Source organism: Pseudomonas arsenicoxydans, from assembly GCF_006438915.1.
Taxonomy (GTDB): domain Bacteria; phylum Pseudomonadota; class Gammaproteobacteria; order Pseudomonadales; family Pseudomonadaceae; genus Aquipseudomonas; species Aquipseudomonas arsenicoxydans_A.
Genome location: NZ_RCZE01000028.1, coordinates 1 through 22,968, shown reverse-complemented (window position 1 = coordinate 22,968; position 22,968 = coordinate 1). Strand labels below are relative to the sequence as shown.

At 56.5% G+C, this 22,968-nt stretch carries 13 protein-coding genes and 1 pseudogene; 9 read left to right on the top strand and 5 right to left on the bottom strand.

Annotated features, from left to right (window positions below; genetic code table 11):
- The 3 genes and pseudogenes from tnpA to EAH78_RS31780 all read right to left on the bottom strand — a co-directional run.
- Positions 1-197: IS66-like element accessory protein TnpA (gene tnpA, locus EAH78_RS31790; protein WP_140669774.1), on the bottom strand; the 197-nt coding region annotated here is incomplete at its 3' end.
- 295 nt (positions 198-492) lie between these two features.
- On the bottom strand, positions 493-2,664 hold the full coding sequence (locus tag EAH78_RS31785) for an ATP-binding protein (RefSeq protein ID WP_140672286.1): 2,172 nt from the start codon (positions 2,662-2,664) through the stop codon (positions 493-495).
- Between the two features lie 112 nt (positions 2,665-2,776).
- Positions 2,777-3,190: pseudogene (locus EAH78_RS31780) on the bottom strand (mechanosensitive ion channel family protein); the annotation flags it as partial.
- A gap of 192 nt (positions 3,191-3,382) precedes the next feature.
- Between EAH78_RS31780 and EAH78_RS31775 the strand changes: the two are divergent.
- Positions 3,383-4,729 carry a DEAD/DEAH box helicase gene (locus tag EAH78_RS31775; RefSeq protein WP_140672284.1) on the top strand — a complete coding sequence of 449 codons (1,347 nt, stop codon included), beginning with the start codon at positions 3,383-3,385 and terminating at the stop codon, positions 4,727-4,729.
- Positions 4,730-4,797: 68 nt separating this feature from the next.
- Here the strand turns inward: EAH78_RS31775 and EAH78_RS31770 are convergent, their stop codons facing one another.
- Positions 4,798-5,073 (bottom strand): hypothetical protein, encoded by a 276-nt coding sequence (locus EAH78_RS31770; RefSeq protein WP_140672281.1) that lies wholly within the window; start codon positions 5,071-5,073, stop codon positions 4,798-4,800.
- 293 nt (positions 5,074-5,366) lie between these two features.
- Between EAH78_RS31770 and EAH78_RS31765 the strand changes: the two genes are divergently transcribed.
- The 4 genes from EAH78_RS31765 to EAH78_RS31745 all read left to right on the top strand — a co-directional run bounded on the left by EAH78_RS31765 (position 5,367) and on the right by EAH78_RS31745 (position 16,835).
- The gene (locus tag EAH78_RS31765; RefSeq protein ID WP_140672279.1) at positions 5,367-7,073 is read left to right on the top strand and encodes a ShlB/FhaC/HecB family hemolysin secretion/activation protein; all 1,707 of its coding nucleotides are present in this window, start codon (positions 5,367-5,369) and stop codon (positions 7,071-7,073) included.
- Between the two features lie 24 nt (positions 7,074-7,097).
- Positions 7,098-16,031, top strand: a complete 8,934-nt coding sequence (locus EAH78_RS31760) for a DUF637 domain-containing protein (RefSeq protein WP_240051963.1) — start codon at positions 7,098-7,100, stop codon at positions 16,029-16,031.
- Between the two features lie 119 nt (positions 16,032-16,150).
- Entirely contained in the window at positions 16,151-16,480 is a 330-nt protein-coding gene (imm40, locus tag EAH78_RS31750) for an Imm40 family immunity protein (RefSeq protein WP_140672277.1), read from the top strand.
- Between the two features lie 43 nt (positions 16,481-16,523).
- On the top strand, positions 16,524-16,835 hold the full coding sequence (locus EAH78_RS31745) for a hypothetical protein (protein WP_140672274.1): 312 nt from the start codon (positions 16,524-16,526) through the stop codon (positions 16,833-16,835).
- A 628-nt stretch (positions 16,836-17,463) separates the two neighbouring features.
- Here EAH78_RS31745 and EAH78_RS31735 read toward each other — a convergent pair.
- The gene (locus EAH78_RS31735) at positions 17,464-17,736 is read right to left on the bottom strand and encodes a hypothetical protein (RefSeq protein WP_129442062.1); all 273 of its coding nucleotides are present in this window, start codon (positions 17,734-17,736) and stop codon (positions 17,464-17,466) included.
- A 407-nt stretch (positions 17,737-18,143) separates the two neighbouring features.
- Between EAH78_RS31735 and EAH78_RS31730 the strand changes: the two genes are divergently transcribed.
- The 4 genes from EAH78_RS31730 to tnpB form a co-directional block, all read left to right on the top strand.
- Entirely contained in the window at positions 18,144-21,635 is a 3,492-nt protein-coding gene (locus EAH78_RS31730; protein WP_240051962.1) for a DUF637 domain-containing protein, read from the top strand.
- An 8-nt stretch (positions 21,636-21,643) separates the two neighbouring features.
- A complete protein-coding gene (locus EAH78_RS31725; RefSeq protein WP_140672267.1) occupies positions 21,644-22,012 on the top strand; it encodes a hypothetical protein in 369 nt (122 codons plus the stop codon).
- Between the two features lie 333 nt (positions 22,013-22,345).
- A complete protein-coding gene (locus EAH78_RS31720) occupies positions 22,346-22,675 on the top strand; it encodes a hypothetical protein (RefSeq protein WP_140672265.1) in 330 nt (109 codons plus the stop codon).
- Between the two features lie 80 nt (positions 22,676-22,755).
- Positions 22,756-22,968 (top strand): IS66 family insertion sequence element accessory protein TnpB (gene tnpB, locus EAH78_RS31715; protein WP_240051946.1); only part of this gene is annotated, 213 nt, incomplete at its 3' end.

The following is a 22,968-nucleotide window of genomic DNA, read 5'->3' as shown; positions in this document are numbered from 1 at the left end:
TTCGGATCTAACGTCAATGGGATGAAAGCTGGCAGGTTTTTACCGCCTAGGTCACGGTAAAGCGGTATCCATTTGCGCACCAGATTGGCGTTGATGCCGTGGCCCAGCGCGACGCTTGCGATGGACGCACCGGGCTGCAAACATTCCTGGACGACCTGGGCTTTGAAGGATTTGGGGTAAGAGTGTCGTTGTTGCATGGCAATCCGCTTGATGGGCTAGAAATGGTGTCCACTTAAATAGGTGTCCACCATCGCCCTAAGCGTTGGGGTCAGGAAGGTGTGTTGGCCGGACGCATACTTTTATTGCCTGTGTAATGGCAGTTAAAACAGCAAAATCTGCGCCGGCTTTTTGATGGGTTTGGAAAACCGTTATTGAGAATCACCGATTTGGCTTGACGTGGGGTTGCCTGGGCAATGGGTCACCATTCGTCAGCAAGGCACCTCGACCCTGCTTGACAGGCGAGTTGTACAACACCGCAATCTAGCGTGGTCGTTAGCTGCAATCTGAAGGAGTGTTTAGCAATGAATGCACTCGCGAAGTGAGCTCATTCAGACTGAAGGGTTTGGTCAGTAATCGGGTTGTCCTATCAACCGAGACCAGTCGCGAACCGCCAGCAAACCCAGTGATGAAAAGCACCTTGAGCAGCGGGTATTGCTTCTTGAGTTCCGCAGCCAGACTGATCCCGTTCATCAATCCTGGTAAGCCTACATCGGTCAGGAGCAAATCCAGGTGTTCCAGCTTCTCTGCCTGTTTAATTGCAGAAACGCTATCCACTGCTTCAATGACGCGATAGCCAATTTCGGACAAAAGCTCCGACGCCATTTGCCGGATAGCCGCTTCATCGTCCACCAGCAATATGGTTTCATTCTTTCCCGATGACTCTAGCTGCTGAGTGTCGCCGATATCTACTTTTGAATCTTCTGGCTGCGAATCATCTACCGGAAAATACAACTTCACAGTGGTGCCGATACCCAAGCTGCTGTGGACTCTGACCTGACCACCGGATTGCTGAGTGAAGCCATATATCATTGACAGACCCAGCCCGGTACCTTCGCCCAGCTTCTTGGTCGTGAAGAATGGGTCGAAGATACGCGACAAAATGTCAGGACTAATTCCTGTTCCGGTATCTGTGGCGCAAATGCTCACATATGATCCAGGCGGCATCATTTTGTCGGACGAAGATGCTTTATCGATAACGCATCGATCAACCTGAAGCTCGAGCCTGCCTCCATTGGGCATTGCATCCCGTGCATTGATTGCGAGATTAAGCAGCGCGTTTTCCAGTTGGTTAAGGTCACACCTTATCCGGTCGGTCGTTCTGAATGAGCACTCGACAATGATGCTCGGCCCTACTGAACGCCGAATCATTTCCTCAAGATCGGCTATTACTTTTCGAGGATCAAGGAGTTCAGGCTCGAGTGATTGCTGCCTGGAGAATGCAAGCAGTCGTTGCGTTAAGGCCGCCGCGCGAGATGCCGAGGTTAAGGCCACTGAATTGTATCGGGCCAAATCGTCGTAGCGACCCGCATCAATGCGTCGTTGCATCAACTCCAAGCTACCGATGATACCGGCTAACAGATTGTTGAAGTCGTGGGCAATTCCGCCGGTAAGCTGCCCGACCGCTTCCATTTTTTGGCTTTGCCTCAACTTGGATTCCGTTACCGCGCGCTCTCGTTGCTCCACTTCCAGTTGTTGGGTACGTTCTCCAATGCGTTCTTCAAGTAAATCGTTCCAGTCACGCAACGCATTCTCCAGTTGCACCCTGTCTTCTATGTCCTCGATGGTGCCGTACCATTGTTCGCTTTTTCCGGTGCTGTCTAGGCTGCACAGTGCACGGACTCTAAACCAACGGTAATCGCCAGTGTGTTTTCGAAATCGGACTTGTAGATCAAAAGGCTGCAGTGTGCCCAGAGATTGATCCCAAAGAGCGGCGATTGATACCTGATCCGCCTCATACGCGGCATTGGCCCATTGACGTTCCAATGTCTGCTCAAGCGACAGACCGGTGTACTCGTGCCAACGCGGATCTATAGAAATGAGGTTACCGCCCTTGTCAGCAGTCCAAGGCCAAAGTGGATTGAGCTCCGCTGCAATGCGGTAATGCCTTTCGCTTTCACGCAGGCGCTTTTCTGTCGAGCGCATGGCGTCCAGGGTTTTGAAGCGTTTCAAAGCCGCACCCAGCAGATTGCTGTATCCACGGAGGAAGTCGATATCGCTCTGCGTAAACTGACGAGGAATTCGACTGTCCACCTCAAATATTCCGAAAGGACGTTCTCCGTTGGCGCCGTGGACGAGAACGTTGACGAAGGCTTTTACCCCATTGTTCTTTTGAAAATCGTGATACCGAAATCGTGATTCCGTTGAAATATCTGTCGAAATGACGGGAGCATTGGTGTTGAGCGAGAATATTTCGGGACTGCCTTCGCATGCTTGTACCCGAACCTTCCCGACCACATCGGGTGACCAGCCCACACCATTTCTCACGAAGAACGTGATGCCGTCTTCTTCGAGCAGCATGAATTTGGCGAGGTTGGTTTCAAGTGCCTCACCGACTAATCGACATGCCTCGTCCAGGATGTGTTCAAGGTCATCTGACACCAGGGCGAGCTCACCAAACTTGGCAAGCACCTTACGCTGGCGCAGTAACGTGTCCTCTATTTTCATAGGTTCACCCAAGGTGGTTTCAATATCCGAGGTTTGGGTTTCAGCTAGGTTCAATCGGCTTGAATGAGCGCGATGTCCGCTGAAACACCTTCGACGAATCAGGTTGCCTGCAGCGGGTGCGGGCGTGTTCGGTGCGCGCGTAGATGTCCAGCAAGGCACTGAGCAGGGCGCTGAACGCCAGCAGCATGAACAGAAGGGTGAATGCCAGCGCGACATTGCCGAGGAAATTCAGGCTGGTCTTGCTCAGTTACGGCGCCAGGTGCAAACCGGACTGGATCGCCAGCAACGGGGTCATCCGGGCCAGGCGATGGAAAACCTTAGTGTGCCGAAAGTCACTGATCCAGTGCAGCGCCGGTGGGCGGCCGAGCATTTTGGTCGCGAGAAGAATGAGCTAACGCGCCACTCGTCCGAGGACCAGCGCAATGACCAATAACAGCATCAGCGCCAGGCTTGAATGCACAAGTGGGTGCTGATCGAGGGCACCCCAAAGGTCCTGGACGTTGAGCCAGAGCTGTTTGATATCCATGGGCTAAAACGATTCGCCTGAAGGACGCGATCGGGCGATTAGAGCATTTAAGAGGGTTTGGATGACGTTTGAAGACAAATCAGGCAACAAAAAGCCACTGTTTATCGTCGTTTTCGTAAAGAAACTCGGCCTGAGCGCTCGAAACCGTTACCCTATGCAGCTGTTTTTTTGCATTTCTTCGAGGTAGCACCCGTGTTTTCCCAATTCGCCCTGCACGAACGCCTGCTCAAAGCCGTGGCCGAGCTTAAATTTGTCGAGCCAACGCCAGTGCAAGCAGCGGCTATTCCGCTGGCGCTCCAAGGGCGTGACCTGCGGGTGACTGCGCAAACCGGTAGCGGCAAAACCGCTGCTTTCGTTCTGCCGATCCTCAACCGTCTGATCGGCCCGGCCAAAGTCCGCGTCAGCATCAAGACCCTGATCCTGCTGCCAACCCGCGAGCTGGCTCAGCAGACCATCAAGGAAGTCGAGCGCTTCGCCCAGTTCACGTTCATCAAGTCCGGCCTGATCACCGGCGGTGAAGACTTCAAGGTCCAGGCCGCCATGCTGCGCAAGGTGCCGGACATCCTGATCGGTACGCCGGGCCGGATGATCGAGCAACTGAACGCCGGTAACCTCGACTTGAAAGAAGTTGAAGTGCTGGTCCTCGACGAAGCCGACCGCATGCTCGACATGGGCTTTGCCGATGATGTGCAGCGTCTGGTCGCCGAATGCACCAATCGCCAGCAGACCATGCTGTTCTCCGCCACCACCGGCGGTTCGGGCCTGCGCGACATGGTGGCCAAGGTGTTGAACAACCCTGAGCACCTGCAGGTCAACAACGTCAGCGACCTGAACGCGACCACCCGTCAGCAGATCATCACCGCTGACCACAATGTGCATAAAGAGCAGATCCTCAACTGGCTGTTGGCCAACGAGACCTATCAGAAGGCCATCGTGTTCACCAACACCCGTGCCATGGCCGACCGCATCTACGGCCGTCTGGTGGCGCAGGAATACAAAGCGTTCGTGCTGCACGGCGACAAAGACCAGAAAGATCGCAAGCTGGCCATCGATCGCCTGAAGCAGGGCGGCGTGAAAATCCTCGTCGCCACCGACGTCGCCGCACGCGGCCTGGACGTGGATGGCCTGGACCTGGTGATCAACTTCGACATGCCACGCAGCGGCGACGAATACGTTCACCGTATCGGTCGCACCGGCCGTGCCGGCAACGAAGGCCTGGCGATCTCGCTGATCTGCCACGGCGACTGGAACCTGATGTCGAGCGTCGAGCGCTACCTCAAGCAGAGCTTCGAGCGCCGCACGATCAAGGAAGTCAAAGGCACCTACGGCGGACCGAAAAAGGTCAAGGCGTCGGGCAAAGCCGTTGGCGTGAAGAAGAAAAAAGTCGACGCCAAGGGCGACAAGAAGAAAACCGGCGCCAAGGCACCGACCAAGCGCAAAATCGCCAACCGCCCGAAGACCGACGCCCTGTCGCTGGTCAGCAAGGACGGCATGGCACCGCTCAAGCGCCGCAAGCCGGAAGCGCCAGCGGCTGAATAAGCCGTTGTCGTGACCCCAAAAAACCGGACTGATGTCCGGTTTTTTTATGCGCGGGATTTATCGGTTAATCAGCCTTCGGCTTTCTTGTCCGCCGTCTCCAGCTCTTTCATACGCTGGTCGATCAACTGGCATTTGTCCGGCAAATCCTTGCTCGCTGTGCCCAGGTCCATCTTCTGCAACTCGGCGTTGATCTCTTTGGCTTTGGTCGGATTCTGCTCGGTGAGCTTGGCCACTTCCTTGGCCAGTTGCTCGCGCTTGGCGGTGGCTTCCTCGGGGGTGCAGGCCCAAACGGGGAGGGCGCAGGCGAGGGTGGTGGCGAGGGTAAGCGTCAGAAGGGTTTTCATGGGAGGCCTCGGGTTCCGTGTTGGGCGGTTAATCGGTTGAGGCTGTGAGATTTGGAAAGTTCAGAAGCCTTCAGTTGTAGGACAAGTTCGTCCTGAGAAATACCGCGTCTCCACCCAGCGCTTTTCTCCCCCGTATCAGGAAACTTCCTGCGCTCTGATCGGAAGCGCCCGATTTAATCGCTACCGTTCGTCGCCTGTCTTTTTGATGTGGATCCATTATTTGACGTCAGAATGATGGCTCTCTAATATCGCGCCACTATTTTGCTATCACTTTTAGTTTCGAGGGATCGAACATGTATTCACCCGCCCTTGTGGCGAGGTTGTGCCTGGCTTTGCTGTGCCTTTCTCCGCTAAACCTGGCCAATGCTGCCACCACCCCCGGTGACACCGATCTCATCCGCGAACGTCAGGAACGCCTACTCGAAGAGCAACGTCGTCGCCTTGAGGAACTTAAGGAGTTACCCGGCAAGCAAGTGAAGCCGGCTGCCCCGACGGCGCCTGCCGACACCCGCTGTTTCCCGATTCAGGACATCGAACTCAAAGGCGCCGACAGCCTTTCCGCCAGCGAGAAAAATCGCCTGCTCAAGCCTTACATCGGCCAATGCCTGGGCGTTACCCAGCTCAACGATTTGCTGAAAGTCATCACCGATCACTACATCGAAAAAGGCCTGGTCACCAGCCGGGCTTACTTACCGCAGCAGGATTTGTCCGGCGGGCATCTGAAGGTATTGGTCGTTGAGGGCAAGCTTGAAGGCTTGAAAGGCGCGGACGGCAGCAATCTGTCGGAACGCGAGTTGGGCATGGCTTTCCCCGGCAAGACTGGCGAGCTGGTCAACCTGCGTGAAATCGAGCAGCTGGTCGATCAACTCAACCGCTTGCCCTCCAATCAGGCACAGATGGAATTGGCGCCGGGCAAGAACGTCGGCGGCAGTGAAGTACTGGTCAAGAACACCCCGCAAAAGCCTTGGCGTGTCGGGTTGTCACGCAGCAACGACGGTCAGAAAAGCACCGGCGAGCAGCAGTGGGGCACGACGTTTGATTGGGACAGTCCGCTGGGGTTGGCCGATCAGTTGAATCTGCGCGGCGGTCACGATGCGGTGAGTGATCACCAGCACACCTCCAGCAACGCGCTGCTCAATTACAGCTTGCCGTGGGGCTGGTGGAACTTCAGCTACACCTACAGCCAGAGTGACTATCGCTCCCTGGCCCAAGCCAACGGCTTCAACTTCAAACAGACCGGCGACAGCGAAAACCATCAACTGTACGCCGACCGGGTGATCCATCGCGATGCCGTGAGCAAGACCTCGCTCAGCACCGGTCTGTCGTACTTACGCACCAACAACTTCATTGAAGACAGCAAGCTCAAGCTGAGCAGTAACCGCATCAGCGAAGCGCAATTCGGCATCAACCATGGTCGGCGAATCGGCAATGCATTCGTCAACCTCGACCTCGGGATGCAAGAGGGGATCGGGGCGTTCGACGCTCAGGGCGATAACCATCCGGGTCCCGGCGAACCCGACGCCCGCTACCGCAAATACACCGCGACCGCGAGCTACCTGCAGCCGTTCAAGGTCTGGGGTGAGTCATTCAGCTTCAGCAGCCTGATGACCGGCCAGCACAGTGAAGACGTGTTGTTCAGCCCGCAACGCACCAGCCTCGGCGGGCTGTCGTCGATCCGGGGTTACAAGGATCAATCCTTGTCCGGCGACAGCGGTGGTTACTGGCGTAACGACCTGCGCTGGAGCCGTCCGTTCACCCTGGAATGGCTGCGTCCGGTGTTCGCCGAATACGGCACCAGCCTCGGTTACGACCAAGGTGTAATCACCCATGGCCGTTACAACGGCGATCAGCACGGGCGCATGTCCAGCAACTCCATCGAGCTGTTTGCTCGCGGCCAGCACGTGGCGGCCAGCGTGACCTTTTCCCATTCCCTGGAACGTCCGGACACCCTGGTCGAGCGCGAAGCGCCGATCTATTTCCGCATGGATTTCTTTCTCTAATTTCGCCTCATCGAGACTTTTGACATGGACGCCCGCCAATTCGCCTTTCTGAGCCGTCAGCCTTCTGCCGCCGTGAAAACCCGCGAGCACTTCTTGGGCATGCCCAAGCGCGGACTGGCGTTTCTGTTGGCGAACGTGATGTTCTGGCAACCGATGTGGGCGCAGGCCGACGGCATCGTCGTGGCCACCCCAGGCACCAGTCTCGCTCAGGCGGGCAATGGCGTGCCGATCGTCAACATTGCCACGCCCAATGGCACGGGGCTATCGCATAACCAGTTCGTTGATTACAACGTCGGCACCCAGGGCGTCATCCTCAACAACGTCGCCGCGCAAACCGGTGCGACGCAGTTGGGCGGCATCATCGTCGGCAACCCGAACATGACCAACCGGGCTGCGGCACAAACCATCCTCAACGAAGTGGTCGGTGGCAGCCCGAGCCAATTGCGCGGTTACACCGAAGTGGCGGGGCAGTCGGCCCGGGTAATTGTTGCCAACCCGTACGGCATCAGTTGCAACGGTTGCGGTTTCATCAACACCCCGCGTGTGACCCTGACCACTGGCAAACCGGTGCTGGATAACGGACGTCTGGATCGCTTTCAGGTGGATCAAGGCAGCGTCACCATCGACGGCGCCGGGCTGAACGCCAACAACGTCGACAGCTTCGAAATCATCACCCGCAGCGCAAAGATCAACGCCGAGATTCAGGCGAAAAACCTGACGATTGTGGCCGGCCGCAACGACGTCAACGCACAGACCCTCAACGCTACCGCGCGCGCCGATGACGGCAGCGCCAAACCACAACTGGCCATCGACAGTTCGGCGCTGGGCGGCATGTACGCCGGGGCGATCAAACTGGTCGGCACTGAAGCCGGGGTCGGGGTGAAACTGGCCGGTAACCTGGCGGCCAGTGGTGGTGACATCCAGATCGATGCCAATGGTCATCTGAGCCTGGCGCAGACCGCTGCCGCCGGTGCAGTCAACGTCAAAGCTGCGAGCCTCGACACCCAGGGACCGGTCTATGCCGGCAGTGCCATCAGCGTTCAAACCCAAGGCAACCTGACGAACCAGCAAACCCTTGCGGCCCGGGACAGCATCGCCCTGAGTGCCGGCGGCCAGTTGACCAACAGCGGCATCATCGAGGCCGGTGTTAACGCTGACACCAGCCGTAACGCCACGGGTGATGTGAGCCTGAGCGCGCAGAATCTCAACAACAGCGGCAAAAGCGTGGTTGCCAGTCGCAATCTCACCGTGAATACCGCGCAGACCGTGACGAACCAGGGCGGTACGCTGAGCGCTGGGCAAACTGCCAACATCACCACCGGGACCCTGGATAACCAGAACAAAGGTCGGGTGTTGAGTAACGGCAGTCTCAATCTCGTTGCCAATCAGGTGCTCAATGGCAACGGTCTGATTACCAGTACCGGTAGTCTCAACGCCACCCTTGGTTACCTGAACAATCGCGCTGGCGAACTCTCGAGCCTGGCCGCCGCGACGTTGCGCATGACGACGCTGGATAACGTGGCAGGGTTGGTGAACGCCGGTCAGGCCTTGAGCATCACCGCCACGGCGGCGGTTAACAATCAGGGTGGAAAACTGACCAGCCTCGACGCCATGAGCCTTAACGCCGGCAAGGTCGATAACAGCAGCGGGGGGCGGATCGCCAGCAACAAAGCGCTGACCGCCAGTGTCGTCAGTCTCGATCAGCATGATGGTGGGCAGCTCACCAGCGCTACGTCGTTGGCGCTGGATCTGAATCACGGCGAGCTGAACAACCAGAACGGTTTGATTAACGCCCCGTTGCTGGTGCTAAAAAACCTCGCGCAGGTGGACAACCGCAACGGCGAAATTTCCAGTGCCCAAGCGTTCACGCTGGCGGCCGATAGCCTCGACAACAGCAACGGCAAACTGCTCGGCAACCAGGCCGTGACCCTGCGCGTGCAGCAGTCCCTGACCAACGTTAAAGGCGTGATCGCGGCGCAAAGCGTCGATGTACAGGCCGGTAGCCTGAACAACAACGACGGCACCCTTACCAGCCGCACCCACCTCGATCTTCAGGTCACCGGCCAGCTCGATAATCAGGACAACGGGCTGATCAACGCTACTCAAAACCTGAACATCAACGCGGCGAGTTTGAACAATCAGAACGGCGGATCGTTGCTCGGCAGCGCCATTACCATCGACTTCAGCGGCGCCATGGGCGACCTGAACAACGCCAACGGCCTGATCACCACCGCCGGGCAACTGAGCATCCGCAACCTGCGGGACTTGAACAACCGTGGCGGTGAACTCTCCAGCAGCCAAAGCTACACGCTGAAGGGCCGCAACCTGGACAACAGCGACGGCAAGCTCATCAGCCGCCAGCAACTGGACCTTACTGCCGATGACACCACTAACCTCAATGGTCTGATTTCCGGCTGGCAAAGCCTGAGCCTTTTGGGCGGCAGCCTCGACAACCGCAATCATGGCACCTTGTCGAGCCGCGACGGTGACGTGCTGGTGGACCTTACCGGCGCTGTGCGTAACAGCAACGCCGGCGCCCTGGCCAGTAACGGTACGTTGAAGGTCACGGCGGCCAGCCTCGACAACAGTGACAACGGCATTCTTTCCAGTGCCGGTGCGCAAACGTTCGTGATTGCCGGAACACTGAATAACGCCCAAGGCGGTTTGATCGACAGCGGCGCCGCTCTGGATATTCAGGCTCAAACCCTGAGCAACGCCAATGCAACCATCAATGCCCAAAACGACATCAGTTTCACCGGCACCCATCTGAACAACAGCGCCGGTACCTTGGCCGGCAATGGCGCGATTACCCTCGATCTGCTCGGCACCCTGACCAATACCAACGGCAAACTGGTGAGCAACGGCCCACTGGTGATTAATCACGCGCAGCAGATCGACAACCAGGGCGGCCAGCTTGCAAGCCAGGGTTTGCTGAGCCTGTTGACCGGAGGCCTCGATAACCGCAATGGCGGCACTGTCGCGGCCAGTGATTCGTTGACCATTACCGCCAGCGGCACCGTACAGAACAGCGCGGGCGGTCAGATCTTCAGCAGTGACGCAGGACTGACGCTCGACGCCGCCAGCCTCGATAACGCCAAGGGCATAATGCAAAGCCAGGGCGATCTGACGGTGAAAACCATCGGTGCCATCGACAACCAAAGCGGACGCATTGTCGCCAAGGGCGGCAACCTCGACATCACCGCCGCCAGCCTCGACAGCCGTGGCGGTGTGCTCTCCAGCCTGCAAGGTGCGTTCAGTAGCCATATCTCTGGGGTACTGCGCAACGGCTATGACCTGAACAATAACCGTCAGGGTGGGATCATTCAGGCCCAGAGCCTGGACCTCAAGGCGCTGGCCGGCCTCGACAACTATGGCGGGCGAATCACCGCGCAAACCGGTGATGCCATCGTCGACACCGGCACCAACGGCAACTTCGACAACCGCAATGGCGGCCTGTTTGCGCTGGGGCGCGTCAGTGTCTCGGGCAAGGACTTTTACAACAACGGCGACGCCGACAGCCAGGTCGGCGCAAAACAGATCGACCTCAGCCTGCGCGGCGCCTTGAACAACCGCAAAGGGATCATTGAAAGCACCAGCACCCTGAGCATCAGCGCCGGTAGTGTGGATAACCAGACCGGCCAGTTGCGCGCACTGGGCACTGCCGGCAAAACAGCGTTCAGCATTGGTGGCGTGTTCGACAACAGTAGCGGCACTGTCGAAAGCGCCAACACTGATCTGAGCCTTGGCGCTGGAGGCCTTCTCAACATCGGCGGCAACGTGCTGCACGTCGGTACCGGTATTTTCGATATCGCGACAGGTCAAATCGGCAGCGCCGGCGGCACCTTCGTCACCCGTGGCAGCCTGACGCTCAACGCCGACGGCTGGACCAACAGCAGTGTGATCCAGGCCGATCGCCTGACCGTCAACGTCAACAGCCTCAATCAGACATCCGGCGGCCAGTTGTTGGCCGGCAGCCAGTTGACCGGCAATGGCGGCAATTGGAACAACGATGGCTTGATCGCCAGCGATGGCAAACTCGATCTGACCCTGAGGGGCAACTACAGCGGCAATGGTCGCCTCAGCAGCCTCGGTGATCTGACGCTCAAAGCCAATCAACTGACCCTCAACGCGGCGACCAGCATCGCCGGTGGTGGCAACACCACGGTTAACATCAATGGCGAGTTGAACAACCAAGGCCGTTTGACCTCCAGCGGCGACCTGATCATCACCGCCGCCAACCTTAACAACTACGGCACGATCGGTTCCGGTAACGACCTGACCCTCACCACCGGCGCACTGCTCAACAGTCGCGGCCTGATTACCAGCGGCGGCGATATGCGGCTGCTGCTGTCCAGCTTCACCAACGCCTATGGCCAGGTCTATGGCCTGAGCAACGTGCACATTGGCCGGGACCGTGACAGCGGCAAGGCCGACTTGCTGGACAACCGTTCCGGCGATATCTACAGCGCGCAGGACCTGACCATCAATGCCCTGACCGTGAACAACGTTCGGGACATTCTGGAATACACCGCGCATGAGAAAAGTTCGGTGGTTATCACTGAGCTGGACTGCAACCTGATCCCGATTGCGGGGTGCGACTTCCGCAGCGGTTCTCGTCGTAACGGCCATTGGGAGATTGCCGAGACCGACCGCCTGAAGGTCTCTGACAGCAGCGAGGCTGCGAGTCTGACCAGCGGCGACGACATGACGATCAACGCTCAGGTGTTGAACAACACCAGCAGCACCATCGCGTCCACAGGCAACATTACTGTCACTGCCGACACGATCAATAACACCGGCCTGCAAGAGCAGGACATCATCACCAAACGCACATTCTGGAACTACGTCGACCAGATCTTTGCCTCGGTGCCTGCAGCGGCTGAGTTCAATCAGAAAAACAGCCCAGCCCCCTCGGCCACGGTCGAATCCGACCTGAGCTACTTCATCAGTTTGCTGGGCGGCGGCATGCTGACCGAAAGCACCACCACGGTAGCGGGTTCCGGCAGTTCCTATGATGCGGTGATTCAGGCCGGCGGCAACATTTCCCTCAACGCGACGCAGACCATCGACAACAGCGTGGTGCGTCCTTATTACAGCTACGTCGCTGGCGGAAAGACCAACACTGAGACGGGTTCCGGCAACGGCTTCTCCACGCCGGTGACTATCAACGCGCAACTGCCGCCGGATCTTGCCCAACAGCACGTCAACCCGGTGGATCTGCCCGGCTTCAGCCTACCCACCGGCCAGAACGGGATGTTCCGTCTGAGCCAGGAAGGCATCAGCGCCCCGACCTCGACCGGCCCGCAGAGCTGGACGCTTAGCGGCGGCAAAGTCACCGCCGGTGCATCGTCTACGCCGGTCACCATCAACCGCGTCCAAGGCCTGCCCAGCAACGCCGGCAAATCCCAGCCGCACAAATACCTGATCGAAACCAACCCGGTCCTCACCGACCTCAAGCAATTCATGAGCTCGGACTACCTGCTCCAAGGCTTGGGTTACAACCCCGACCAGAGCGCCAAGCGCCTGGGCGATGGCCTCTTCGAACAGAAACTGATCCAGCAAGCCGTGGTCGCCCGCACCGGCCAGCGCTTCATCGACGGCCAGACCTCGGACGAGGCGGTTTTCAAGTACCTGATGAACAACGCCATCGCCAGCAAGGACGCGTTGAGCCTCAGCCTCGGCGTCACCCTCACCGCACAGCAAGTCGCGGCCCTGACCCACGACATCGTCTGGCTCGAAGAGCACGAAGTGAATGGCGAAAAAGTCCTGGTGCCGGTGCTGTACCTGGCCAACGCCAACAACCGCCTCGCCGCCAACGGCGCGTTGATCCAGGGCAGCGACGTGACCCTGATCGCGGGCAAAGACCTGAACAACGCCGGCACCCTGCGCGCCAGCCAGAACCTGGAGGCGACGGCCAAAAAAGACCTGGTCAGCAGCGGGCTGGTGGAGGCGGGGGAACGGTTGGACTTGCTCGCCACCAATAACCTGACCAACAAGGCGGGGGGCATCATTGCCGGGCGGGACGTGACGCTCAGCGCCACGAACGGCGACGTCGTCAACGAGCGCACGGTGACATCTCACGACAGCAGCGTCGGCGACTACAGCCACGCGCGCGACTTCGTGGACAGCGCCGCCCGCATCGAGGCCGCCAACAAACTGGTGATCAACGCCGGGCGCGACGTTCTTAACACCGGCGGTGTGTTGAAAAGCGGTGGCGACATGACCATCGATGCCAAGCGCGACGTCAGCATCACCGCCGTGGAAGAGCGCCACTCCGACAGCCGTACCGACTTCCTCGACTCCACCCTCACCCAGCACGGGGCCGAGGTCAGTTCCGGTGCCGGCCTGACAATCGATGCCGGCCGCGATATTGCGGCGGTCGCGAGCAAGCTCGACGCCAAGGACGACGTAACTCTCGAGGCCAAACGCGATGTGTTCTTCGGTGCTGCCGCCAATGAAGAGCATTCCTATTTCAAGGACAAAAAGGAAACTCGTCAGGAAGACCACGTCAGTCAGATCGGCACCTCACTGGATGCGGGAGGCAAGCTCACTATCAAGTCCGGCAAGGACATGACCCTGATCGCCAGCGACATCAGCGCCGGCAAAGAAGCCTACCTGCACGCCGACGGCGACCTGCAACTGCTGGCCGCACAGGACCGCAACTACTCGCTATACGACATGGAAAAAAGTGGCAGCTGGGGCAGTAAAAAAACCCAGCACGATGAGGTGACGCAGGTCACCCACATCGGTACGCAGATCAAATCCGGTGGCGACCTGACGTTGTCCAGTGGTGGGAATCAGCGCTATCAGGTGGCGAAGCTGGAGAGTGGCAAGGACATCACGCTGGACAGTGGTGGGGCGATTGTTTTTGAAGGGGTGAAAGACCTGCATGACGAGAGCCATACCAAGAGTGATGGCGACTTGGCGTGGACTAGCGCCAAGGGTAAAGGCAATACCGACGAGACCTTGCGCCAAAGCCAGTTGGTGGCTCAGGGGCAATTGATTATCAAGGCAGTCGACGGCCTCAAGATCGATATCAAGCAGATCGATCAGAAATCGGTGAGCCAGACCATTGATGCAATGGTGCAGGCAGATCCGCAACTGGCATGGCTTAAAGACGCCGAGAAGCGTGGGGATGTGGATTGGCAGCTGATCAAGGAGACACATGAGTCCTTTAAATACAGCAACTCCAGCCTGGGCCAGGGTGCGATGCTGGCGATCATCATTATTGTCACTGTCCTGACGGCGGGTGCAGCCAGTGCTGCGGTGGCTTCTGCGAGTACGGCAATGGGTGCCACTGCCGGCGGGACCATGGCGGCGGCTTCGGTAGCCACTGCCGCAACGGCGACTACTGCTGCCACCGTTGCCACTACGGCGGGACTGGGTAACGTGATCGCGGCGGGCATGTTGACCTCAATGGCTAGCACTGCGGCAGTCAGCACGATCAACAACAAGGGCAATTTGGGAGCGGCCTTTAAAGACACATTCAGCAGCAACAGTCTAAAGAATGCCGTCATCGCCGGTGCTACGGCGGGCTTTACTCAAGGCGTTATCGATCCCATGCTCGGCGGCCATACGGTGCCGTTCAACAACCTCACAAAAGGTTTTGATCTAAGTACGCTTCAGGGAATTGGTGGCTTTGCCCTGCATGCCGGGGCTCAGGGCGTTGCGGCTGGTGCTATCAACACAGCCATTGGTGGGGGAAGCCTCAGCCAGAACCTAAAAGAAGGACTGATTTCTCAAGCCGGGAACGTCGTTGCGGCCACAGCGTTCAATTTTGTCGGTGGTTATGCTCAGGAACACTGGCAGATCGCGAAGAGCTCGGGTGATACCGCAGGCATGGCTATGTGGGCCGAAGGCGGTATTGCTCGCACTGTCATGCACGCGTTAATGGGGGGGGCGGTTTCCAGCGCAACCGGTGGCGACTTCGAGACCGGTGCCATCGCAGCAGGTGCCAGCCAAGCCTTGGCTGGAGTACTCAATGCCACCTTCGATGCCCAGCCTGAGCTACGGCAAGCGTTTTCTCAGATCGTCGGTTTGACGGCTGCCGGACTGGCTGGCGGTGACGTCGAGAAAGCCTCATGGGTGGCACTGATGGCTGACGAATACAATCGTCAGCTTCATCAAAAAGAAACCGTTGCGCTTGAGGGGTTACAAAAAGAGTCGCCAGAGAAGGCCTATGAACTCAAAGCGGCCGCGTGTGCCTTGGTTCATTGCGCCGCCTCGGTACCGGTGGATGACCCGAACTATCAGGCGATCAAAACGCTTGAAACTGATGGGAAAGGTTTCAAGGACGCTCAGATTGCGCTGTTCGCTACCGGTGCCTATGACGAATACTCGAAATGGGATCAGGTCAATGACGACCTGCTGCTTAACGATAAGGATCTCAAACAGTCAGCACGCGCCAGCCGGGCGGTACTTGGAGCAATAGGAGCTGCTGCCGGTTTCGGTGGTGCGATACTCACCACACCGGCTTGTGTGACCGGAGTTGGTTGCGCTATACCTGCGTTCTCGGGATTGGGTGGCGCGGCCTCCTTTGTTGATGGATGGCAGGCCACGGGGCAGTTGTTTGCCCCCTACGATTACACTCAAGGAAGTAAGGTTCTCGCGTCTTTTGACAGTGCTACCTATCCTGGTGATGTGAACCCGCTTCGCGACTATGGGACTGAGGCCGCTAAGGCCGCGCTGGAAATCGCGTTGCTCAAGGGGACAGGGAAGTACCTGGAGGGGACTGGGGCTTCGATTCTGGTTTCGGGGGTTAAGAAGGACGGTGCGGTTGTAGTTGATGGTGCAAAAGGCGGAAGTGCGGTAGCGGATGATTTCTTTGCAGGTACGAAATACACAGATAAAGTGTTAGGTCAGATCAAGACTGGCGATCTTCATGGATTCCCGGAAAGTGTCACAACTTTCCAAGGGGCCGGACAGGTGACGAAGATCACAGGGGAGATGGTGTGGTAAGAGACATGCTGAAAATTCCAGGTGAGTATCGTGGGAAACAAGGCGTTTTCGAGTTCATAAAGGAGTCGGACGGGTCAATCAATCATCGACTATTCAAACCGACCTCGGCGGAGTGATCTATGAGTATTATATGGTCGGAGCAAATTGATCCTATTCTAAGTAGAGGTATATCTCTAGACCATTTGGGGGTGCGGAACTGGGCCCTAGGTCGTGATGACGCTTTACATGCTATTTATGAACTCGATGCTTTCGGAATTGCGATTCTTGGAGGGGATGTATATCAATTGGTTGGCGAGAAAGCTGAGCAGACGTACGACAGTTGGTACTGCGACCAAGGCCCCGATGAGTCTGATTCTGTTTTTTCTAAGCGCAGTTCAGATAAGGCAAAGAGTTATATTTTTAGCTACTTAATGCCGGAGGGGCTTTTTGCGATAGTGCCTAAAATTTGATGGTGCAAAAGGTAGTGCGTTCGCTGGGAAAAACATTGATGATTTGTCGAATGCAGGAAAACTGCTTGATCCGGCCGATAAATCAGGACAACTGTCATTAGCTGGTCGAGCACTCCAAAAACACGGCAGTCGTGAAGGCAGTGCGTTTCCTAGCGTTAAAGGAAGCCCTTCTGAAATCAACGCCCAAGGTCAAAAAATAGCTGACGAGATCTTGAGCAATCCGGCGACCACCGTAACCTATAAAGACACCGGTAGATTTGGGAAGGTCATGGATGTGCTTGCCCCCGATGGCCGTGGGCTTCGCTACGATTCGAATGGAAAATTTATTGGTTTATTGGAGCCGCCGAAGCCATGAATCTTTTATCTACTGTGATAACAAGCCCCCCAGATCGAGAGAATTGTGTATTCGAGATTTGGGCGGGGTCGAGTCAGTTGGCTGAGGTATCACATGAGCCAGGAAGACCAATTGAAATAGAAATTTATCCCCCTGTTGAGGGAGGAAAATGGAATTTCAAACTTGAAGACCTTATGACTGCTTTGCATCAGGCGACTAAGAGTTTAGCTTCTCACGAATAAGTTGGTGCAAAAGCAATTGATAACTCAGTCATAGGAAAGCCAAGAGTCGGGAGCGCAAATAAGCGTAAAGAAGCGTAAAGGGGACAGATCTGAATGGCACTTACTTAACATGTTTTGGGTGCCCATTTTTCCTGACATCTGCCCTTGCTGACCGACGTGGTTTGGTCAGCAAGGGGTAGGCTTGAGGTCTTCGTTTTATGGCTCGCGGCTCGATACGACCAGGCCGATTCCAACGAGAAAAGGGGACGAATTTATTTACTGCCAATTTATTTACTGCGTTTGCCCATAAAATAAATCTCTCCCTGAGAAATCTCCGATTTTTCGTACGACAAATCAAAGAACCGAGACTGTCAGGTTTTTTGTATGAGCCATATAAAACGGGCGACCTACAGGTCGCCCGCTTTCATTCACTCCGCAGCCTGCGCCCGCAACCGCCGACCAATCACATCCATCAAATCACAGCCATCGCGCAACGGTATGGCGAGCAATTTTGAGAAGTCAGATAGCACGACGGTGTCGCAGCCGATTTCTGCGCGAAAGGCGATGTTCTCCAGCACCTGAGTGACCGTGCGAATACGGTAATCCGCCATTGCTTGCAGGACATCCAATGGCGCTTGGGTGTCGATGAGTAGTGATGCCGGGATCAGGTCGATTCCGGTGAGGGGCATGTATCGATTCATTTGAAAATCTCTATTTTGATGAGCCAATGCCGTCACTCAGTCGTCGCCAAACGATTAGGTGGCAGCTGTGCGCAGGTTGGCGAACCGGCATAGAGAAAACCGGCAGATCCGAAGATCTCCCGCGCACAGCCGCCATAAATAGCGGCTTTGCGGGTGCGTCGGAACCTGCAATTAAGCCGATAGCCTTCGCATTCTCTATGATCAGGTCGCCAAACCTGAATCGCCATTGGGGCGACGGGCGGACTATAAGCTTCATCGTTCCAGCGGTGCAAGGTGCCTGATTCCGAGGTTGGTGTAGGACCTTTACGATAAACCGCGTCCAGGGCCTGCCCAGCAACGCCGGCAAATCCCAGCCGCACAAGTACCTGATCGAAACCAACCCGGTACTGACCGACCTCAAGCAATTCATGAGCTCGGACTACCTGCTCCAAGGCTTGGGTTACAACCCTGATCAAAGCGCCAAGCGCCTGGGCGATGGCCTCTTCGAACAGAAACTGATCCAGCAAGCCGTGGTCGCCCGCACCGGCCAGCGCTTCATCGACGGCCAGACCTCGGACGAGGCGGTTTTCAAGTATCTGATGAACAACGCCATCGCCAGCAAGGACGCGTTGAACCTCAGCCTCGGCGTCACCCTCACCGCACAGCAAGTCGCGGCGCTGACCCACGACATCGTCTGGCTCGAAGAGCACGAAGTGAATGGCGAAAAAGTCCTGGTGCCGGTGCTGTACCTGGCCAACGCCAACAACCGCCTCGCCGCCAACGGCGCGTTGATCCAGGGCAGCGACGTGACCCTGATCGCGGGCAAAGACCTGAACAACGCCGGCACCCTGCGCGCCAGCCAGAACCTGGAGGCAACGGCCAAAAAAGACCTGGTCAGCAGCGGGTTGGTGGAGGCCGGGGAACGGTTGGACTTGCTCGCCACCAATAACCTGACCAACAAGGCGGGGGGCATCATTGCCGGGCGAGACGTAACGCTCAGCGCCACGAACGGCGACGTCGTCAACGAGCGCACGGTGACCTCCCACGACAGCAGCGTCGGCGACTACAGCCACGCGCGCGACTTCGTGGACAGCGCCGCCCGCATCGAAGCCGCCAACAAACTGGTGATCAACGCCGGGCGCGACGTTCTTAACACCGGCGGTGTGTTGAAAAGCGGTGGCGACATGGCCATCGATGCCAAGCGCGACGTCAGCATCACCGCCGTGGAAGAGCGCCATTCCGACAGCCGTACCGACTTCCTCGACTCAACCCTCACCCAGCACGGCGCCAGCGTCAGTGCGGGCGGGGACCTGACCGTCAATGCCGGCGGCGACGTAACCGTGGTGGCGAGCAAGCTCGACGCCAAAGGCGACGTGACGATAGACGCCAAGGGCGACCTGCTGTTCGCCACCGCCGCCGACGAACAACACAGCTACTTCAAGGACAAAAAGGAAACCCGCCAGGAAGACCAGGTCAGCCAGATCGGCACCTCACTGGATGCGGGCGGCAAACTCACCCTCAAGTCCGGCAAGGACATGACCCTGATCGCCAGCGACATCAGCGCCGGCAAAGAAGCCTACCTGCACGCCGACGGCGACCTGCAACTGCTGGCCGCACAAGACCGCGACTACTCGCTGTATGACATGAAAAAAAGCGGTGGTTGGGGCAGTAAAAAGACCCAGCGTGATGAGGTGACTGATGTGAAAAACATCGGGAGCCAAATCACCACAGGCGGCGACCTGACCCTAGTCAGCGGTGGCGATCAGCGTTACCAGGGCGCCAAGCTCAACAGCGGCGGAGACCTGACGCTGGACAGCGGCGGCAGCATTACGTTTGAGGCAGTGAAAGATACGCATCAGGAAAGTCACGAAAAGAGTGATACCAACCTCGCGTGGATGTCGATGTCAGGCAAGGGCAGCACCGATGAAACGTTGCGCCAAAGCGTGCTAGCCGCGCAGGGCAATGTCGCAATAAATGCGGTAAATGGGCTGCATATTGACCTCAAGCAAGTCAATCAGCAGACGGTGAGCCAGGCCATTGATGCGATGGTGGCAGCCGACCCGCAAATGGTCTGGCTGAAAGATGCTGAGCAGCGTGGGGACGTGGATTGGCAGCTAATTCAGGAGGTGCACGACTCTTACGAGTACAGCAACTCCGGGCTCGGTCAAGGGGCGATGCTGGCGATCATTATCATTGTCACTGTCTTGACTGCTGGCTCGGGCACTGCCGCAGCTCTTGCAAGTTCCGCTTCCGCCGCAGCACAAACTGCCGCGTTGGCCGCTGGTATGTCAGCAGCCACGGCAGCAACTATTGGCGCCGCAGCAGCGGCTGCTGCAACGGCGAGTTTCTCGGCCGTTTTATCGCAGGCAGCCATCAGCGGGATCAACAACAAGGGCAACTTGGGTGCCACGCTCAAGGATGTGACCTCTTCGGAGAGCCTAAAAGGGTATGTGGTTAGCGGGCTGGTAGCGGGCTTTGCGGCGGGTGTCCTAGACAAAGCATTTGGCGTGACTGCCGAAGGCGCGGGCAAGGCCACTCATGGTTTCGCATTGGGTGAGCTGGACGGTTTCACCAAGTATGCCGGATACACCTTGGCTGAAAATGGCTTCGCCGCTTCGGCAAACGCAGCGCTCAATGGCGGCAGCCTCAAAGACGCACTGGCTCAAGCTGCCATAGGCAGTGTTGCCGACGCATTGTCGGCCTCTCTCTATAACAAGCTTGGGACCCAGCTGGAGTTTTCAGGACTCCCTGCAAAAGTTGCAGCACATGCATTGGTGGGTGGGCTGATCGCAGAGTTGGCTGGCGGTGATTTCAAAATGGGCGCTCTGGCCGCCGGGGCTAATGAGGCATTTGTTGCCACAATTGGCGATTCCATTTTTAAAGGCGACGCACACGATCAGCTTCTGGCGCTGACTTCACAGCTGATCGGTTTGTCTGTGACTGCCGCTGCTGGCGGCTCGGACAAGGATCAGGCGATATCCGGTTGGGTCGCCGCCCAGGCGACAAAGTTCAATAGCCTCGATCATCCAACGGCTGAAAAGCTTTTGAATGAGATCAAAGACTGCAAAGCGAGTGGCAATTGCAGCGAGGCCAAAATTCGCGAGGTGATAGCGCAATACGAGAAAATTTCGTCTGCGCGATCTGCCTTGATCGACGCTTGTACGACGCGTGCATGCGTCGAATCTATCCAAGCCAATACCATCGCCATGGACGATCCGGTTGCAAAGGACCTGTTGAACCTGTTCAAAACCTCCATCGCATATGACATGTATGGATTGATGGTGGGTGATCCGAGCAAGGTTGCCATTCCTTCACAAGGCATGGATGCGTGGGGAGGCACTTTTGTTACCGATGATCAACTAGCCTTTGCCAAGTACATCCAAGAAGGATGGTTGACCACTGCGGAGCAAGCTCATCTAGACACTTGGACTAAAGAAACGTCTTGGATGGACAACGCCGCTGGGCGGGTATTGAGTGTTTCTGAGAAGGCCGGGATGTTGCTCAACCTCGGCAATACGATGTTGACCGAGGGGTGGGGTAAGGCCGCCAATGGCAATTCGCTTGGCAATGGTGTAAAAAAAGGGGATGGAATCTCCAAGGATGCTGATGGATTTGGAGAGGGTGCAAAAGGCATTGATAAGATTTTTGAAGCCGGTCGCACGCCAAAAGCAAGTGAGTTAAAAGAGTACGCGAAGGCTCAAGGCTGGAAGCCCTCTCAGACCGATGGTGGCCCCCTCAAATACGTTGACGAGAATGGCATTCCTCGTGTGACAATCAAACAAGGTAGCTCGCGCGCGCCAGGAAGTTCTGATCCACATGTTGAGTTCAAGGATGCCACAGGCCAAAGAACCGATGCCTTTGGTAATCCGGTAACTAGGAAAAGCCCAGACAATCACACCTCAATTGACTTCGACCTTTGAGAAGCGACATGAACTATTATGAAATTTTATCTCTCTCAAATTTTTATCTCGAAGATAGCTACGTTTTGTCAATTGATGAGGTGGCAGGATCACTGACTTTTGAACTGGAGGCTGTTCTTACTAAGAATCACCCACAATATGAAGAACCACAAAACGGAGAGCAGTATTGCTATCGCAAGGTTTTGTTGCGTTTTTTTAGCGCGGACTCTATCGAATGGCTTGATAGGAGACTCATAGGGTTTGTAGATAGTACAGGTGATTTGGACTATGGAAATATAGACAGTTTTGTTAGCGATGATGGTGCTTATATTCTGTCTGGCGATTGGGGGCGAGTCATAATTCGGGGCGGAGAGGTAGAAGCGGCTATCACTGATTAGTTGGTGCAAAGGCGCAGGCGACGCAGCAAGCTTAGCGAATGCCGCCAAGCTTCGTGGGCAACTTACTGGACAAGAAATAGATCTGTCTCTTTATTTAGTTCTTATTTGGTGGAAAAGGGGACGGATTTATTTGTCTGGAAGAAGCGTCGGGTGTTTTTTTGTTGGTGCTAAAACAATAAAAAAATCTGTCCCCTTTCTAATAGTTTGAGGTTCCAGCATCAGGTGGCGGAACTCGAACGGTAAGGGTTCGCGAAGATGCGGGATGTCATGATTTCGGTGCAGGGAACTCACAGAACAGAGGTCCACATTTAAACGACGAAGCTGGTAATCACTATGACTATTGAAATTCGAATTGTGACTACACCTGATGTTTCAGTGGCTAATGAGGTGGTTAACCTTAGCTATGCGCAAGGGCATAAGGGAGAGGCGCTCTCAGCAACTAGTTTTCTGTATGCGGGGCCTTCAGGTCGCTACTTGGTTGATGTGTTGAGCTTGATCTTTAATCTTGTTTCTAAGAAAGCTCCTGAAAATGATATTTGGATTTTTGTCGGAAATTCATCGCGGCAGCCGGATACACGAATCGTTCGTTGCCGGAAATTGTGGGGGGCATTGAAGTCGCGAGGTCTCGAAATACTCGGTGGTAGTAACGCTAAAGAAATGTAAGCGCTCCATAAACCCCACATTCAAAGCGCTTAGCTGATCCCGGATGCTGTGCTCCCGATTCCCTCAGGAGCCAGCTCGCCATGATGCGACCCGATGCTAAAGTCGAAAAAGTGTATCTGTACCCCAAGCCGGTCGACTTCCGAAAATCCATCGACGGCTTGGCTGCGCTGGTCGAGCTGGATATTAAAGTCGCAGTATTTGACCCCGTGCTTTTCGTTTTCCTCAACAAGCCCCGCAACCGAGTGAAGATTTTATATTGGGAGCGCAACGGCTTCTGCCTTTGGCTCAAGCGA